Origin of the sequence: Methanobacterium veterum (genome assembly GCF_000745485.1) — an archaeon.
Classification (GTDB): domain Archaea; phylum Methanobacteriota; class Methanobacteria; order Methanobacteriales; family Methanobacteriaceae; genus Methanobacterium_D; species Methanobacterium_D veterum.
Genome location: NZ_JQJK01000015.1, coordinates 204,342 through 220,930 on the forward strand (window position 1 = coordinate 204,342; position 16,589 = coordinate 220,930).

20 protein-coding genes are annotated in these 16,589 nt (G+C 34.2%); 12 read left to right on the forward strand and 8 right to left on the reverse strand.

Annotation, left to right across the window (positions count from 1 at the left end):
• Positions 1 to 11 precede the first annotated feature (11 nt).
• The 8 genes from EJ01_RS08350 to EJ01_RS08380 are packed head-to-tail and all read left to right on the forward strand — an operon-like array spanning position 12 to position 4,869.
• The gene (locus tag EJ01_RS08350; protein ID WP_048082137.1) at positions 12 to 470 is read left to right on the forward strand and encodes a GyrI-like domain-containing protein; all 459 of its coding nucleotides are present in this window, start codon (positions 12 to 14) and stop codon (positions 468 to 470) included.
• A gap of 36 nt (positions 471 to 506) precedes the next feature.
• Positions 507 to 1,541 (forward strand): GyrI-like domain-containing protein, encoded by a 1,035-nt coding sequence (locus tag EJ01_RS17810; protein WP_169740451.1) that lies wholly within the window; start codon positions 507 to 509, stop codon positions 1,539 to 1,541.
• Positions 1,542 to 1,555: 14 nt separating this feature from the next.
• On the forward strand, positions 1,556 to 1,951 hold the full coding sequence (locus tag EJ01_RS08360; protein ID WP_048082136.1) for a hypothetical protein: 396 nt from the start codon (positions 1,556 to 1,558) through the stop codon (positions 1,949 to 1,951).
• Positions 1,944 to 2,330 carry a hypothetical protein gene (locus tag EJ01_RS08365; protein ID WP_048082135.1) on the forward strand — a complete coding sequence of 129 codons (387 nt, stop codon included), beginning with the start codon at positions 1,944 to 1,946 and terminating at the stop codon, positions 2,328 to 2,330. Before EJ01_RS08360 ends, EJ01_RS08365 begins: the two co-directional genes overlap by 8 nt.
• Before the next feature lie 2 nt (positions 2,331 to 2,332).
• On the forward strand, positions 2,333 to 3,001 hold the full coding sequence (locus tag EJ01_RS08370) for an amidohydrolase family protein (RefSeq protein ID WP_048082134.1): 669 nt from the start codon (positions 2,333 to 2,335) through the stop codon (positions 2,999 to 3,001).
• Positions 2,992 to 3,159, forward strand: a complete 168-nt coding sequence (locus EJ01_RS17980) for an amidohydrolase family protein (protein ID WP_084689184.1) — start codon at positions 2,992 to 2,994, stop codon at positions 3,157 to 3,159. Before EJ01_RS08370 ends, EJ01_RS17980 begins: the two co-directional genes overlap by 10 nt.
• 12 nt (positions 3,160 to 3,171) lie before the next feature.
• Positions 3,172 to 4,176, forward strand: a complete 1,005-nt coding sequence (locus tag EJ01_RS08375; protein WP_048082133.1) for a prenyltransferase/squalene oxidase repeat-containing protein — start codon at positions 3,172 to 3,174, stop codon at positions 4,174 to 4,176.
• A gap of 12 nt (positions 4,177 to 4,188) precedes the next feature.
• Positions 4,189 to 4,869, forward strand: coding sequence for a DNA alkylation repair protein (locus EJ01_RS08380; protein WP_048082132.1), 681 nt, complete (start codon positions 4,189 to 4,191; stop codon positions 4,867 to 4,869).
• A gap of 5 nt (positions 4,870 to 4,874) precedes the next feature.
• Here the strand turns inward: EJ01_RS08380 and EJ01_RS08385 are convergent, their stop codons facing one another.
• From EJ01_RS08385 to EJ01_RS08405, 5 genes are all read right to left on the reverse strand, one after another.
• Positions 4,875 to 6,200, reverse strand: coding sequence for a VWA domain-containing protein (locus EJ01_RS08385; RefSeq protein WP_048082166.1), 1,326 nt, complete (start codon positions 6,198 to 6,200; stop codon positions 4,875 to 4,877).
• A gap of 31 nt (positions 6,201 to 6,231) precedes the next feature.
• A complete protein-coding gene (locus EJ01_RS08390) occupies positions 6,232 to 7,080 on the reverse strand; it encodes an AAA family ATPase (RefSeq protein WP_048082131.1) in 849 nt (282 codons plus the stop codon).
• A 154-nt stretch (positions 7,081 to 7,234) separates the two neighbouring features.
• Positions 7,235 to 7,711: a pyridoxamine 5'-phosphate oxidase family protein gene (locus tag EJ01_RS08395; RefSeq protein WP_048082130.1), complete on the reverse strand. Its 477-nt coding sequence runs from the start codon at positions 7,709 to 7,711 to the stop codon at positions 7,235 to 7,237.
• A gap of 162 nt (positions 7,712 to 7,873) precedes the next feature.
• On the reverse strand, positions 7,874 to 9,013 hold the full coding sequence (locus EJ01_RS08400; protein ID WP_048082129.1) for a hypothetical protein: 1,140 nt from the start codon (positions 9,011 to 9,013) through the stop codon (positions 7,874 to 7,876).
• A 9-nt stretch (positions 9,014 to 9,022) separates the two neighbouring features.
• The gene (locus tag EJ01_RS08405) at positions 9,023 to 10,384 is read right to left on the reverse strand and encodes a rhodanese-like domain-containing protein (RefSeq protein ID WP_048082128.1); all 1,362 of its coding nucleotides are present in this window, start codon (positions 10,382 to 10,384) and stop codon (positions 9,023 to 9,025) included.
• A gap of 841 nt (positions 10,385 to 11,225) precedes the next feature.
• On the opposite strand from EJ01_RS08405, the gene EJ01_RS08410 reads away from it, so the two are divergent.
• Together EJ01_RS08410 and EJ01_RS08415 are read left to right on the forward strand one after the other, a co-directional pair.
• Positions 11,226 to 12,170, forward strand: a complete 945-nt coding sequence (locus tag EJ01_RS08410) for an ATP-binding cassette domain-containing protein (protein ID WP_048082127.1) — start codon at positions 11,226 to 11,228, stop codon at positions 12,168 to 12,170.
• Positions 12,170 to 12,934: an ABC transporter permease gene (locus EJ01_RS08415; protein WP_048082126.1), complete on the forward strand. Its 765-nt coding sequence runs from the start codon at positions 12,170 to 12,172 to the stop codon at positions 12,932 to 12,934. The genes EJ01_RS08410 and EJ01_RS08415 overlap by 1 nt, the downstream gene beginning before the upstream one ends.
• A 33-nt stretch (positions 12,935 to 12,967) precedes the next feature.
• Here EJ01_RS08415 and EJ01_RS08420 read toward each other — a convergent pair whose 3' ends face one another.
• Positions 12,968 to 13,432 (reverse strand): hypothetical protein, encoded by a 465-nt coding sequence (locus tag EJ01_RS08420; RefSeq protein WP_048082125.1) that lies wholly within the window; start codon positions 13,430 to 13,432, stop codon positions 12,968 to 12,970.
• 116 nt (positions 13,433 to 13,548) lie between these two features.
• Between EJ01_RS08420 and EJ01_RS08425 the strand changes: the two genes are divergently transcribed.
• Positions 13,549 to 14,046, forward strand: coding sequence for a DUF2115 family protein (locus EJ01_RS08425; RefSeq protein ID WP_048082124.1), 498 nt, complete (start codon positions 13,549 to 13,551; stop codon positions 14,044 to 14,046).
• Between the two features lie 110 nt (positions 14,047 to 14,156).
• On the opposite strand, the gene EJ01_RS08430 is transcribed toward EJ01_RS08425, so the two are convergent.
• Together EJ01_RS08430 and EJ01_RS08435 are read right to left on the reverse strand one after the other, a co-directional pair.
• The gene (locus EJ01_RS08430) at positions 14,157 to 14,336 is read right to left on the reverse strand and encodes a hypothetical protein (protein ID WP_048082123.1); all 180 of its coding nucleotides are present in this window, start codon (positions 14,334 to 14,336) and stop codon (positions 14,157 to 14,159) included.
• A gap of 124 nt (positions 14,337 to 14,460) precedes the next feature.
• Complete coding sequence (locus EJ01_RS08435; RefSeq protein WP_048082122.1) at positions 14,461 to 15,426, reverse strand: TIGR03557 family F420-dependent LLM class oxidoreductase; 966 nt, start codon at positions 15,424 to 15,426, stop codon at positions 14,461 to 14,463.
• Between the two features lie 533 nt (positions 15,427 to 15,959).
• Here EJ01_RS08435 and EJ01_RS17275 point away from each other — a divergent pair.
• Positions 15,960 to 16,100 carry a hypothetical protein gene (locus EJ01_RS17275; RefSeq protein ID WP_157197622.1) on the forward strand — a complete coding sequence of 47 codons (141 nt, stop codon included), beginning with the start codon at positions 15,960 to 15,962 and terminating at the stop codon, positions 16,098 to 16,100.
• Positions 16,101 to 16,589 lie beyond the last annotated feature (489 nt).

The following is a 16,589-nucleotide window of genomic DNA, read 5'->3' on the forward strand; positions in this document are numbered from 1 at the left end:
GGAGGCATAAAATGGAAATAGTGGAAAAGAAACTTGGAAAAAGACAGGTTGCATATGTAACATATAAAGGATCCTATGAAGAAGTCCCTGTTCTTATGGGGGAGATTGTGGGGTTCATAATGGCCAAAGGGCTTTCTATAATGGGTCCGCCATTTGGTGTATACTTCAACAGCCCCCAGGAAGTGCCAGTTGAAGAAATAATGTATGAGGTTGGAATGCCGTTTGAAGGGGAAACAGATGAAGATGGCCGGGTGAAAATCAAAATTATACCTGAACAGCTTGTCCTTTCAACTGTTTATAAAGGTCCTTACAGTGGGTGTGGAATGGCAATTGGTGCGCTGGCTGAATATGCATACAAAAATGGATATGAAATTATTGGCCCGCCTATGGAAACCTACATTTCTGACCCTAATGAAACTCCTGAAAGCGAACTTTTAACCGAGATGTGCTTTCCGGTAATGAAAAAGTAAATTGTTCACTTATTTTTTTTAATAGGGAGATTAGAAATGAATAGAACTTCTCTTGTAGCCCCGTGTGGAATGAATTGCAGCGTTTGCATAGCCTATTTAAGAGAAAAGAATAAATGTCCTGGCTGCAGGCTATTTAACGCAAGTGAACCAGTTACTATTGCTAGATGTAAAATTAAAAACTGTGAAGTTATTCAAAAAGATGGAGCGGAGTTTTGTTTCGCTTGTGGTGATTTCCCCTGTAGAAATTTAAATCATCTGGACAAAAGGTACAGAACTAAATACAATATGAGCATGGTTGAAAATTTAGAGTATATTAAAAAGTGGGGTATTGAAAAATTCTTAGAAAATGAAGATATTAGATGGACCTGCTCTGAGTGTGGAGGTATCATTTGTGTTCATAAGGGTTACTGTTACAGCTGCGGAAAAATATATTGGAGGACAAAGAAAATGACAAAGATAGACTTAAAAAAGGAAAATAAAGAACTGTATAATCCCTCAGTGAAGGAACCTTCCCTTGTAGATGTCCCTGAAATGAAATTTTTGATGATAGATGGTGAAGGAGACCCAAATACCTCGGAGGAATATAAAGATGCAATGGAAGCACTGTTTCCAGTATCTTATAAGGTAAAATTCATTTCTAAAAAAGAAAAATCAAAAGATTATGTTGTAATGCCCCTTGAAGGACTATGGTGGGTCCAAAACATGGAAAATTTCAGTATTGAGGATAAAAGTAGCTGGAAATGGACAGCAATGATAAGGCAGCCTGACTTTATAAGTAAAAGAATGATAAATGAGGCTATTGAAGAAGTTGAAAAAAAGAAGAATCCTACTGCATTATCCAAAATAAGATTTGAAAGTCTGCATGAGGGATTGTCAGCTCAGATAATGCATATTGGCCCATTTTCTGAAGAAGGTCCAACAGTGGAGAAGCTTCATGCATTCATTGAAGAGAAAGGCTACGAATTTGATGGTACCAGCACTGGTGAGAAACATCATGAGATATACATAAGTGACATGCGTAGAACAAAACCAGAAAGGCTTAAAACTATCATAAGACAACCTGTTAAATAAAAGAAGGGGATTAAATGAATAAAAATTTAAAAATAGTTTTGTTTGGGTTTTTAGTATGGTTAATTCCATTTGCAGTATCGTTTTTTATTTATCCTCTCAAAACACCTATGTATTCTCTCTTTGAATCTATTATGAGTGTATTAATAGCTGTTGCTGCAATGATATTTTCTTATTTCTACTTTAGAGATATCAAGACAAATTTTGCGGTGGAAGGTATAATAACAGGTATTGTGTGGTTCATAATTGCAATAGTAATAGATTTAGTGATGTTCCTGCCTGCAAGTCCCATGCATATGAATTTCAATGATTACATGATGACTATAGGTGTTAAATACTTAATCATACCTGTTGTAACGATTGGAACTGGATACATAGCTCAGGGCAATATAATGGGGCGATACTGTGAATAAAAATGCAAAAATAATCAATTATGGGCTTTTAGTGTGGTTAATACCCTCTTTAATTACAGTTATTTTAGGTTCTTTTTTAGCTGCCATAAATATTTTTGAGATTATATCTGCCGTGGCCATAGCTGTAACTGTAATGGTTTTTTCTTATTTATATTTAAAAGTTATAACCGAAAATTTCCTTAAAGAAAGTGTTTTAATTGGAATAAGCTGGTTGATAATTAGTATTGCTCTGGATATAATCTTAATATTGTTAGGGATTTCACAATTAACCTTGATTAACTATACGATGTATGTTGCACCTCTGTACATTATTATTCCTGCCATAACCATTGGATTGGGATTATACATGAACCAAAGAATGAATGATGCAGGGGATTGAGAATGATAATAGATTCACATGTACATCTGCACCCAACAGAAGAAGTTGGAAAAATGGTATTAGAAAAGATAGGATTACCTTATTACAGTTATGGTACTCCTGATGATTATGTAAATGATATGAAAAGCGCAGGCATAGATCGGGGAGTGGTAGTGAGCTTTGCACTAGATAACCAGATTAAAAACAATAATTTCTGGACAGTTGCAATCACCCGTCCTGGAAGAAATAAACCTGCTAAATATCCTATGCTAATTCCTTTTATATCAGTAAGCCCCACTATGAAAGGCCGTACAATGATTGAGGAACTTGAGCATAAATACAACTGGGGAATGAAAGGTCTAAAATTTCATCCAGTGGCGCAGGAATTTGCCCCTGACGATGAGAGAATGTGGCCGGTTTACGAGTGGATGATGAAACATGATTTGCATATTATGGCTCATTCGGGCTTCAATGTTGATGGTAAATCTATGTTTGGAGAACCAGAAAGATGGAGCCCTGTTTTAGAAGAATTTAGTGATCTTAAATTGATTCTAGCACATATGGGAGGTGGATCATGGGATATGAGCATTGAAATTGCTGATAAATTTCCACAGGTTATGTTTGACACTGCAATTGCGATTTCATATATAAACAGTCCAACTACGCTGGACGATGAGCGGCTGTGGACTTAATAAGAACTATTGGATCTGATAGAATATTATTCGGCTCAGATTATCCCTGGATAAATCCAAGAAAAGATATTGAAAGAATTAATGGCCTAAATATATCGGACAATGATAAAAAACTTATACTGGGTGAAAACGCGGCAAGATTATTCAATTTGAAATAATGTGGTGTAAACATGACCGACTGGAAACCTTTTTTAAACGCAGACCCAACAGAATGGCTTTTAGAGGAAAATAATCCTTCAGTTAGATATTTCACTCTTAGGGACATATTTGAAATGCCAGAAAATGATCCTGAAGTTAAGAAAGCCAAAGCCGACATCATGAAAACTGGAACTGTGCCTAAAATTTTAGCTAAACAGGAAGATGGAGGCTACTGGGGCATTCCAGGTAATTTCTATGTAAGGGGTAAATATAAGGGAACTTCATGGCAGTTGATAATCCTCGCTGAACTTGGTGCAGATAGTGCAGACGAAAGAATTAAAAATACCTGTGAATTCATGCTTAAAAATTCCCAGGATCCTGAAAGCGGCGCTTTTGCATATATAAGTGATGATAACGGTGTTGGTGATGCTGAAAGAATTTTACCATGTCTTACTGCTAACATGGTGTGGAGTCTTATTCGATTGGGGTATCTGGATGATGAAAGAGTTCAAAAAGCAGTTAAATGGCTTATAGCTCATCAGAGGTTTGATGATGGACCTGTAGAGCTTCCTGAAGGAGGGCCATATGCGGTGTGGAAAAAGTGCTGGGGAAGGCGTACTTGCCACAGTATCATTGTAAAGTCTCTTAAAGTATTCAGTGAAATTCCTGAAAATAAGAGAACACCAGAAATGGAAAATTGCATATCTAAATGTGCTGAGCATATGCTTAATCACAGCATTCATAAAAGGAGCCGACCCCCAGCTGAAGGTAGGTTTAAATGGTTGGAATTTGGTTTTCCATTGATGTGGAACATAGATGCCCTGGAAGTTTTAGGACTGCTTACTAAACGGGGCTATAAAGATGAAAGGATGCAGGAAGCCCTAGATATAATGGTTTCCAAACAGAATAGCGAAGGCAGATGGGCATTGGAAAATACTTTCAACGGGCGCTTCCATACGAGCATAGAAATGAAAGGAAAAGAAAGTAAATGGATCACTTTAAATGCTCTGAGGGTATTAAAGAGTTATTATGGATAGCAGGTGGAATTTATGCAGTTTGAAGAAATTATTACAGAACTAGAATCATTATCTAACCTTGAAGATGTGGAAGGAAGGGCTAGATTTGGAATAAACCACACCAAAACCTATGGTGTGAGAATGCCTGAATTAAGGCGCATAGCTAAAACCGCAGGTAAAGACCATGAGCTTGCAGAGAAGTTATGGAACGCAGGATACGGCGAGACAAAAATACTTGCAGGTTTAATTGAGGATCCAAAAATGGTTACAGAAGATCAGATGGAAAACTGGGTGTCTGGATTTGATTCGTGGGATGTCTGCGACCAGTGCTGTATAAATTTATTCCGTAAAACTCCTTTTGCACGCCAAAAAGTGTTTGAATGGAGCACCAGAGAGGGAGAATTTGTAAAAAGGGCCGCATTTGCAATGATTGCTGTTCTAGCGGTGCATGATAAAAAGGCAGATGATGAAAAATTTGAGGAATTCTTCCCTTTAATTATAAGAGAATCGTTAGACAACCGGAATTTCGTTAAAAAAGCTGTCAACTGGGCATTAAGGCAGATTGGAAAACGTAATATTAATTTAAATAGGAGGGCTGTTGAAATTGCAGAAGAAATCAGCACTATTGATTCAAAAAGTGCTAAATGGATAGCAGCTGACGCCATCAGGGAACTTACAGGCGAAAAAGTTCAGGAAAGGCTTAAAAAGAAGTGATGAGTTTAAATTTCACCTATCAAATTTGCCAGCTGCTCCAGATTCCGGACACTAAAAAGTTCTGCTCCTGCATCTTCATAATGGGAAACGCAGCTGCCAAATTTATTCCACTGAATTTTTGGTTCTGGATTTAGTATCAGCACCCTCTTTGACTTATTGACCATTTCTTGAATTAACTCTGCACTTCTGGGTTTTTCAGATATTTTGGGACCCATCCAATCTCTGCAGTCGGTTAAAATAATTACATAGGATTTATTGGTTATATTAGATTCTTCTAAGAAGCTTTTAAATGATGAGAACATATTTGAGCATCGATTTACTTTTTCATTTTTTTCCCTAACTTCAAATACTTTATCAGATGCCCTTTCGATATTTGGTTCAGCAAGTGCCGATGTAACTTCAATTATTTCATTATCATATTCAAATACCCTTGCCTTATTAAAAGCTTTTTGAGACGCGTAAATAATGCCGAAAAACCAGTTGCTTACCCAATCACAGGAAGCGCTTATATCACTTAAGAAAAAATGATTCATTTTACTCAGCTTTGGCTTTTCATTTACCCTTTCTAGAAAAACTCCGCCGTATTTCATATTTTTTCTTATGGTTTTTCTAATATTGGTTTTTCCTTTAGATGACAATTTAAAACGTCTTGAGCGTTTAGTAACAATCTTTTTGCCAAGTTTTTGGCAGAGATCCATTATCTTAGGATATAATCGGTTTAGAACCATGTTGTTTAGAAGAAGAAGGTCTGTAAAGCTCATTTTTTCAATGTTTGAGTTTATATCATGCTGATTTAAAGCTTTGAGTACATCTTCTGTTTTATAGCCGCTGTCTAAAAGTTTTTCTACTGCTTTTTGCCGTGTTTTATTATTTAATCTAGTAATTTCAAGATTTAACTTTCCGCTAAGTCTCTGGCTATTTGGTAAATTTTTTCCATTTTCTTCCTCAGAATTTCCAGATTTTTTATTTATATACATATTCTGTATTTCATTTGAGAGACGGGCTACTGCTTTATTCACCTTTCGTGATTCTTTAATTTCTTCTGATTGCTGCCCTGTTACATCCTTTAAATCTGATACCTCATTATTTAAGTCCACTGATTCTTGAACTTCTACCTGTAATTTTTTTTCAAAAATTATATTGAAAATCATATCAAATTTTTCCCGCTGGTCCTGCTCTTTAACATAAACACAAGCTAAAGCTTCTCTTAAAGTTTTTAAGTCATTTTTAATTAAAAGAGCAGATTTATAGGCTGTTTCAGTACTGCGCACGCTTACAGGAATTCCTAACGCACGTAAAGAACTTGAAAATTCAATTATTTTATCCAGCATATCTATCATGTTTTAATGGGTTTTTATAATTTTATTTGGAAAAATACCTGAAACTTTGAACTTTCTCTTTATCTTCTTCATCTTTTAAAATAACTCCTAGAGTTTTTTCAAATGAATCATTGTCCAGCTCTTCTTTATCCATAGCGATTAACGTTTTAACAAGATCAACTGTAGCACGAATAGAAGGCTTTTTGCTGAGTTTAAGCTTCCTTATTCTCTGCATAATGTTAACAATCTCACTTACAGTTTCTTGAGGAGCCTCTGGTAGATGCATGTTTACGATTTCCTTTTCTCTTTGAGAGCTAGGATAATCAATGTAAAGGTGTAGACAACGATCCTTTGTTTCATTTAGAAGTTTTCTTTGAGAGTTTGAAGTTATAACCATTAAAAGGTCGTTTTCAAGATTAAAAGTCCCAAGATCATTTACTGTGATCTCTTTTTCTGCCAGGGCTTGAAGTAAGAAACTTTCAACTTCTTCATCTGCCTTATCGAGTTCATCTATTAAAATAATGGAGGGGTTTTTATTTTTAAAAGCTGAAAGTAGTGATCTTTTTATAAAAAATTCTTCATGGAATATTTCTGTGCTTTGTTTTTCTATTCTGGCCATCTCTAAAAATAGAAGCTGTTTTTGATAGTTCCATTCTCCCACAACCTGTTCAAAGGTTATTCCTTCATAGCACTGTATTCTGAAAAAATCCCGCTTTAGCGATCTGGACAGTGCTTTTGCAAGTTCTGTTTTGCCGGTGCCTGGAGGGCCTTCAATTAAAATAGGTTTTTTTAAAGATAGTGCGATGAAAACTATGGTGCCTATTTTGTCATCTGGAATGTACTTATTTTCAATGAGAGATTCATTTATAGAATTTATATTCAAATCTTTCATATCCTCACTCCGAGATTACTTAAAAAATTCAACTCTGTAAATTTAAAAATTATATATGTCCAACATGGTTAATACATTACATTATTTTAGTATGATTATATGTATGTTAAAAAGAGGGGTCTGGATAAAAAGAATAATGGTAGTATAGAACTAATCATGGATTTTTAAGGGCAACAATTTGTTTTAAGTCTACTAGTTTCCACACCATAGTTCTGTCTTCTTCCAGGATCAATTGGATAGATTCATCGGGAGAGTGACCTATAGCAGCTAAAGCTTTATTTGAGAGGTTTTTATCTTTGATCATTTGTATAAACATTTCTTTAATCTTTTTTTTATCCTCTTCATCCTCTACTTCAACTATACGTCCTTGAAGATTTGCAAATTTATAATTGGACATATCTTCGGAATATTTTTCTATTTCAACAGCTACATTTGAATTCAGCTTAATTTCTTTAATTTTTTTACCGTACTTTGTTGACAGAAAATAAAGGAATCCTCCGTCAAAGATGTACATGAATGGGGTGATATAGGGATAATTTTCTCCTTTAAATGCAATTCGACCAATAAAATTTTGTTTAATTAACTCATCATATTCTTCCTTGTCCATAGCTGGAATTTTTATCATGTTCATGGAAAACACCGTATTATAATTATAAATTCTATTATTAAAAAATTTTATGTAAGTATGATAGTTAAAGCTAACAAATTAAACTTTAATAAAAATAAGAATTTTAAATGTTTTTAATACACATAACTCTGATTAATAGCACAAATATGTCAAATTTGGCAGACTTCAATCATGTTTAAACTCATTTACAGCTTTAATAACGTTGTATGGATCATCTGAAATTACACTGCTTCCATATAATTCCATAGCTCCAATGTCTGCAACCTGTTTAAAAATACTGCCTCTATCTACAATTCTTATAACATATGGAAGAAATGTCTCACCGAATGAAGGGCAAGAAATAGCTAAATTAAAACTGTTTACACCTAGTTCATCAATATAACATCGAAGTACTCTATAAACGGCCTCTTTTACGTCTTCATTTGTTGAGGGATTATCTCTTGAAATAATTATGAATTCTTTCTCTTTGAGGGGAGTTAAACTTGCAAAACCGTTTACATCACCATCTAAGGCAAGCCCAAGTGCCTTATGAATGTTATATGTGTCTCTAAAAAGGTTCCGGCCGGTTAACTGCATGTAGCTTCTAAAATTTTTCCTTAAAAATTGTGTTTTAGCATAATGAACGCTTTTGGTGATTAAAACCTGCGCATGACCATGGATCTGTGAAGCACCTGCTTTTGGAAGACAGTTCCAGATAAAAAGTGGAGATGTGAACTGTTTGTCGTGATTATTGACTTTTTTAAACCATTTAAACCCAGTTTCTATATAATCAGATAGTTCTTCCTGTGTGAAATCAAGGGGGTTATGCTTTTTAAAAAATACCATACTGCTCCATGCGTCATATTTGGCAATATTTGCTCCAGTAATACAGTGTTCACCTTGAATTCTTCCAAATATATCCTCTGGAGTGTATTTTTCAGCCTGGCAAAAGTCGCAGTTTTCTTTAGATTTTTCAATGTATTCTTGAACTTTTTTCTGTTCTTGGCTTTTCTCTTGAGGCTTCATTCCTGGCCTACTTGCCCTTAAAGAATTGAACAGAGATCCTTCACCTGTCCATTTGTTGTAGGTCTTAATCACTTCCTGTGTTTGTATTCCCTCAATGACTTCATTTTTGGACTCTATAATCTTTCCAGAGTCGTCTTTATTTCCAAAATATGTATGAACTTTTTCCTTAAATGATGGTGGTATCTTCAAGTTTCCTGTGGCGCTTGATACGTGAAAAATATTATTAAACAGTCTAAATGAGTCTTCATCTTCTTTTTTTAATCTATTTACTCTTTCTTCAAGATCTAAAATAGAATTCATATTGTAACCTCATTTAACCAGGGGATATCCCGCTGCTTTCCATGCACTTATACTGCCTAAAACATTAGCAACTTTTTTATATCTGTTATTTTTCAATATACTGGCTGCTATGCTGGCTCTATTTCCAGTATCGCAGTATACAACAATATATTTATCTTTGGGAACTTCATCAAGGCAGTACTGCAGGTCTCCGACGTAGATATGGTAGGCACCATCAATATATCCGTCTTCCCATTCTCTGGACTCTCTCACATCAAGAATGAATATTGAATCATCATCTTGGCGCTCTTTTAATTCATGTACAGACCAGATATCAACTGTTTCTATTTCTTCTCCTTTTGTGTACCAGCTGGTAAATCCACCCGCCAAGTATCCAAATATGTTATCGTATCCAAGCCTTATGAGGTATCTCAAAATTTGATCCATGTACTCATTATTCTCGTCAATTATGGTAATTGGGTCTTCATAATTAAGCGTCCATCCCGCAAAATAGGTCAGGCCGTATTTCCAGATGTTTAATGTGTTGGGGATATGCCCGCCTGCATAACTTGCAGCCATTCTAACGTCTACAGCCTGGGTGTCTTTCATGTGTTTTTTAAATTCACTTAGGTTTAATGGATGAGGATATGGAAGTCTGCAGAGGATAGGGGCTCCATTTTTATTATATTCGACCATTTTATCAAAATAAGGTGCCTTAACCATTTTTTCATTTAATTTAAACTTAATAAACTCCTCTTTATTCATTTGGAGGGCATGATTGGTTTTCTTTTCATACCCTATTGTTGTAAATTCACTTTCACGGATATCTGCCCCGCATACAGAACCAGATCCATGTGCTGGATAAACAAGAATATGGTCACCTAAAAGAAGGATCTTTTGATGGAGGCTGTCATAAAGTTTCCCTGCCATTTCATACACTTTTTCCTCACCGTAAAGGTCAGTTCTTCCAACTTCACCTGCAAAAAGGGCATCACCTGTAAAGATCATATATGCATCATCAGACACTTCTTTATCTGTGAGCACGATTGATATGCTCTCATCGGTATGTCCTGGTGTTTCAAGAATTTCTAATTCAACAGAGCCTATGTTAAACTTTTCCCCTTCACTTACAGGATTTCCATAGGCAAAATCTAAATTCTTACCGTGATATATTTTGGCATTTACTCTTTTTGAAAGTTCAAGTGAACCAATTACATAATCTTCATTACAGTGAGTTTCAAATATGTGAGTTATTTCCATATCATGTTTTTTTGAATAGCCTACATATGAGTCACAGTCTCTCCTGGGATCTATAACTGCAGCTTCTCCTTTTGATCCTATAAAATAGGATTTATGTGCTATTCCTTCGCTTTTGATTATTTCAAATATCATATTCTCATCCTGACATATTTTTCAATATATGGCTTCCAATAATTTAGCGAATTTAACTAGTTCAGCTATAATGCAGTTTAATTTGCATCATTTTCATTGAATTCACGTATTTTATGTATGATTGTATTATATTTTTATAATAAAAAATATATATAATTTATGCAGTTGTTTTAAAGATATTAACTCGGAAAATGAGAAGAGTGAATTAATTAGTCATTTGTGTGGCTAAAATTAAATTATATGATAATTCGGGTGTTTAATGTGAAAATTAACACATTTTTACATTTTATTGATTTAACATTTCCTATTTTTTAAATAAAATAGTTGAGATCCGGCTTATTAGAGTTAGTACTGAAGCGGTTAAAAATGCAAAACCTGTTAAAAAGAATATAAACGTCACAAAGATTGTAATTATGTCTATAATTCCTAAATTTTCATTTAAACCTTTAATAAAAATTAGCAGTCCTGCAGCCAGGAAAATAGTTAATATTATTTTAGAGTCATTATTCATCTGTAGTATATATGTATTATGAAATTATTAAATATTATTACATAGTTTTATTATTTTAAATATATTTACTAAGTTAAGATACGGTCTCTAAATTTCTGTTGGCAGTTTTTCAAAAAAGAATAAGTTAATTTGATGATACTACTTACATATTTTGATTTTTATACTTCAATAATGCAGTTATTTCCTTTTATTTAAGTAGTCCACTGAAATAAGACTTAAAAATATATATCTTTTCAAAAACAAATTATAATAATGTTTATAATCTGTTTAATGTAATCATACTTTTGACGCATTTTTACAGTCAAACAGGACAAACTGCTGGGGGATATTATGGGAAATGTTATAGAAACTACAGATATCACTAAACGATATGATGATTTCATTGCTGTGAATTCCATTAATCTGGAAGTTCCTAGAAATACGGTATATGGCGTGTTAGGACCTAATGGTGCTGGAAAAACTACACTTATATCTATGTTATGTACAATACTGCGCCCCACATCAGGAACTGCAACTGTAAATGGTTATGACATAGTAAAACAGGCTAAAGAAGTTAGGGAATCTATAGGGATAGTATTTCAATCCCGAGCTCTCGACGATATCTTGACTGGTAGAGAACATCTTGAAATGCACGCTTCTCTTTATGGAGTGCCTAGAGATGTTAGAGAAGAACGTATTGATGAAATTTTAGAACTCATAGCTCTGGGAAAAAAAGTGGACGAATACATAAAAACATACTCTGGAGGAATGAAAAGGAGACTTGAAATTGGTAGGGGACTTATACATCATCCTAAAGTGCTTTTTTTAGATGAACCTACCCTTGGATTGGACCCTCAAACACGGGAAAATATTTGGGAGTATATTTACAATATGACTCAAACTCAGGATATTACTGTGCTTTTAACCACTCACTATATGGAAGAGGCAGATCAGCTGTGTGATGAAGTGGCCATCATAAATAAAGGGGAGATAATCACTGCAGATTCTCCAAGTAACCTTAAAAGAGAATTAAAAGCAGATACTATAACTCTTAAAGTAAATGATCCTGAAAAATTTGTGGAAAAGGCTAACGAACTGAAATTTACCAGAGATGTTTTCTTTACAGACGGCGAAGTGAAAATGATGGTAGAGCGAGGCGAAAATTTAGTACCTGAGGTGGTAGAATTTGCAAGTTCCCACGATATTCATATAAATTCGATAGAGGTGGAACACCCTAACCTGGAAGATGTTTTTATTAAATATACTGGTTCTAAAATAGTTGGGGAGGGAAGATAATGCCTGAACTGGAAGGAATATATACCATCTGGCTTAGGGAAACTAAAAGATACGTCAGGTACCGCTCAAGAATTTTGACTTCAGTAGTAACTCCTCTCTTATGGCTTTTGATATTTGGAACTGGTTTAGGCTCTGCGATACGCTTTGGAGGAATTCCTGGTGGATATCAGGCTTTCATTTATCCAGGCATCATTGGGCAGACAATTTTGTTTACCACTATATTTTCGGGATTATCTGTAATCATGGATCGGCAGTATGGGTTCTTAAAAGAGATAATGGTAGCTCCAATATCTCGTCCATCAATCGTACTGGGTAAATCACTGGGTATCGGCACAGCGGCATTGATTCAGGGAGTTATTTTATTACTGCTTTCATTTGTAGTCGGAGTTCAAATGACAGTCGTTGCATTCATAATCAGTATTGTGCTGATAATTATTATATCGCTGGGATTTGCAGGTTTAGGATTGTTAATTGCGTCCTTAACTGACAGCATGGAAGGATTTAACCTGATAATGAGTTTCATTGTGCTGCCAATATTTCTATTAAGCGGGGCTCTTTTCCCTGTTACAGGGCTTCCTACATGGCTCCAATTTGCAGTATACTTAGATCCTCTTACATATGGAGTTGATGCACTTAGAAGTGTTATTTTAAATCAGTCTGCACTTCCTCTGGAGCTCAGCACACTGGTCATATCTGCATTTGCACTGTTGATGATTTTCGTGTCTGCTTACATGTTTACCAAAAGAGAACAGGGACTGATGTAATTATCAATTAAAAATAGCGTATAATTAATGGGATTATTCCCCTTTCCATTTTTTTAATAATTCCATGGTGCGCATTAGTTTTTCTTTTTGTTTTTTAAAGGGATTATCTCCGTATTCCTTAACAATCATGGGTTCATACTCATTTTTTGAATTATTTGAGCCTTTCTCTCTGGCAGCTTCCATAGCATGGTTTATTTTGTAATTAAGATCTCTTTTTAAATGTTCCTTTTCTTTACGCTCTTTATTTTCTTTTAACATTTCCATCTGGAGAGTTACAAGATTTTTTTTATTAACTGAGTAGAATATTCCCTTTCCATCAGATTCTTCTACCTTATCGTCTGCAATATATGAATTTTGCGGCTCTCCGTACATGTATTCTTCAATTGTATTGAAATACTGGAGTTCATTACCGCACTCACATGTATGAAAATCATTCATTTCACTTCTATCGTTAATTTCATAGTAGAGATTACATTTATCGCAGATTAAATAAGGCATAATGACACCCTTTTGAGTAGATCGTATTAATATTATAATCTAATTAATAAAAAGGTGTCTATATTTAAATTAGATAACTGGAAATGATATGAAAATAAAATATAACGTTGATATCGATGAAAACTTCACAGTTACTTTTGAAGCTTAAAGAATGTATGGAAAAATACAAACCGAAAATGGAGGATAGTGGAGAAGAAGATTCTCTAAATCAAATTATGTCCAGATACAATTTGGAAAATTTCAATGAGATATTAAACTCATCATGCAACGGATTGGACGAAGAAGTTGATGCAGAAGAATTAAAAGACCTTCAAAACAGGATTGATCATTATTTTAGTTTATATACACCAGATGATAAAGATTTTAAAGAATTTATCAAGGCAATATCTATATATTTGATTTTTATTGCAAAAAAGCCGTTACATCCTCCAGGAATTGTATTTTCAAATGGTGCTTTCAAAATCTCAGATTTTGAGAGCCTTCAAACACAACCAAAGGTTATGACGGAAGGGGTATATGAAAAAGAAGGTGTTTATTACTGTACTGGAAAGCGTATTTTTATTAATGATAAGCTGTCGTTATGTAAATATTGTGTTTGTAAGGGAATAGATTAGTTAGATCATATTTTAGATTCAATTACTCATATGTTTTATCTTCAAATCAACCGCTCGGAAATTTGTGAATTTTTGGGTTGTTGATCAAAAAACAATTATTTTAGATTCAATTACTCACATGCCTTATCTTCAGATTCAATGTACTCAAAACCTTCCTTTCTGCACCATTCGTAGAGAGCTTCTGTAGCTCCCCTTGAAAGACGCCCCTGCTTATCACCGTATTTAATTCTTGTAATTCTCCTAAATGCTATTTCTAACTCATCTGGAATACAAACCGTTATCGCGCCCATGAAAATCTCCTCTGTAACTTTGAATATACTATGTAATTAATAGCTAATAATTAAAGTTGTTTAATGTTGAATCAGCGTGTTGTATATTGGATTAGGTTACTGCAGAATATATGATGAATATAGATTAGTCTCTAAATTCTGGTAAAATTTCCCTCTCGCAGAATTCTATGAAACCTGGCTGGTCTTTACCTACATGCTGAATACAGACATGATCAAAACCTGCATCAACATAGCTTTTAATCTCATCTATGTGGTCTTGAGGATCGCTGCTGCAGACCATTTGTTCAGCGAGAATATCTTCGTTAATTATTCCTCCAAGCTGTTCAAAATGGGATGGTGTTGACAAATCTCCATTTAACTGGACTGTATTTGCTTTTATTGGCCAGTATTTGTAAGCTGTACGTTTTGCTTCATTGTCATCTTCTGCCCAACAGACTGCAGCCTCACCATAACATGGTTTGCCTTCTCCTCCAGATTCATTAAATTTTTTTGTTATGTTTTCTTCAGGAGACTGTGCTATTAATCCGTCGCCACTTGTCCCAGCTAATTCAGATGCCATTTCTCCTTCTGCAGCTATATAAATTGGAGGTAATTCTTCAGGTTTGGTATAGACCTTTGCATTTTCAACCGTGTAATAACATCCATCATAATCCTGCAGTCCATTGCCTCCATTCCACAGGGTTCTAATTATATCTACAGCTTCTGCAAGCATGTCTATTCTTGTAGGGGTTGGGGGCCATTCATCGCCTAAAATATGTTCATTTAAATTTTCTCCAGAACCTACTCCCAGCATAAATCTTCCTGGAAGCATTGATGCGGCCGTAGCTGCAGCTTGAGCAATAATTGCAGGATGTATTCTAAATGTGGGGCAGGTAACCCCTGTTGCAACAGGTATGCTTTCTGTTGCCTGGGATATACCTCCAAGTGTACCCCAGACAAAAGGGCTGTTCCCTTCTTTATTTATCCAGGGGTGATAATGATCTGAAATCATCGCAAAATCAAATCCCGCATCTTCTGCTCTTTTAGCATTATGCACTAATTCTAATGGGGGGTATTTTTCACTACCCAGTTTATAACCGATCTCAACCATAGTATATCTCCTCCACATTTTTAAGTTTTAATAATTTTATATAAAATAGTAATACTTATTCATGGAGTAGTATTTATTTTTTTCAAACACGTTTTGAAAATGAGCTCAATATTGGGTTGGTATATTTCTATTTAAAAAAACATTTTAGTGTTAATTAAGCTATATGTAATACATTCCAGATTTAGTTAAATTTACTTTTTTTTGAAAAAATCCTGATTTTGTATAGTTACATATGGCTCAAATGGTTGAAATAGGTACATCTTGAACATTTTGAATTTTAATTTTTATTAATTAGGCATATAGTGGGTTTATTCGGGTTAATTCTAAATTTTTAAGTTTAATGGAATTTAATTGGAATGAATTTTGTTTTTTATCTTAAAATATTAAGTTTTCATTAAATTGCAGTAGAAAATTTTTAAATTTTAATATTTGAAAGGGGTAGTTATAATAAATAATATAAATATAATAATTAGTACTACAAGGGGTATGCTGAAGGTTTGAAAACAAATTTTCTAAATTTGAAGTGAATTAAAATGGTCCAATGTCCGGTATGTGAAGATACAGAAAAAATTCGTTATATGGCAAGTTACTTAACTGAGTTTTGTGTTGAAGTTCAATTTATCTGTGGTAACTGTGGAAATGTCTTTAGAGAAACAGTAGATGCTGATGAGTGATTTTTTTACTATCCAATTCATTGGAGAGGATATTAAATGGGTTTGGGGGCTGTAATTGAAGGATTTATTATTGCAGTTATAATAACCATATTTTAGCTGTTATTGGGGTTAAATCAGTTTTTGAATTACTCATTTCTGTTGTATGTTTTCTAATTGTGGGAATTTTGGTAGGTTATATCGTGTATGGTGGAATTATTGACGGAATAGTTAATGGGGCATTTAATCGCTCGAAAATCCAAGCATGCAAACACAATGTTTTTGATTGTTTCGTTAAATTTAGTTCGCCATACAATAGTATAGCGAAGTAGAATATATTTCGTCAAATTTTTCTATCAAATTCCAAAAAATTTGTTAAAATATTATGTATTTGATATTGATAGTTTGAAATTCGAACTTTGTGCAATAAATTCTAGAAAGTTTGTTAATCTACAGTTTGCGCGTATAGTATGCGTTGGTTTGAAAAGAAATTTTCGGCCGTGACGCTTATAA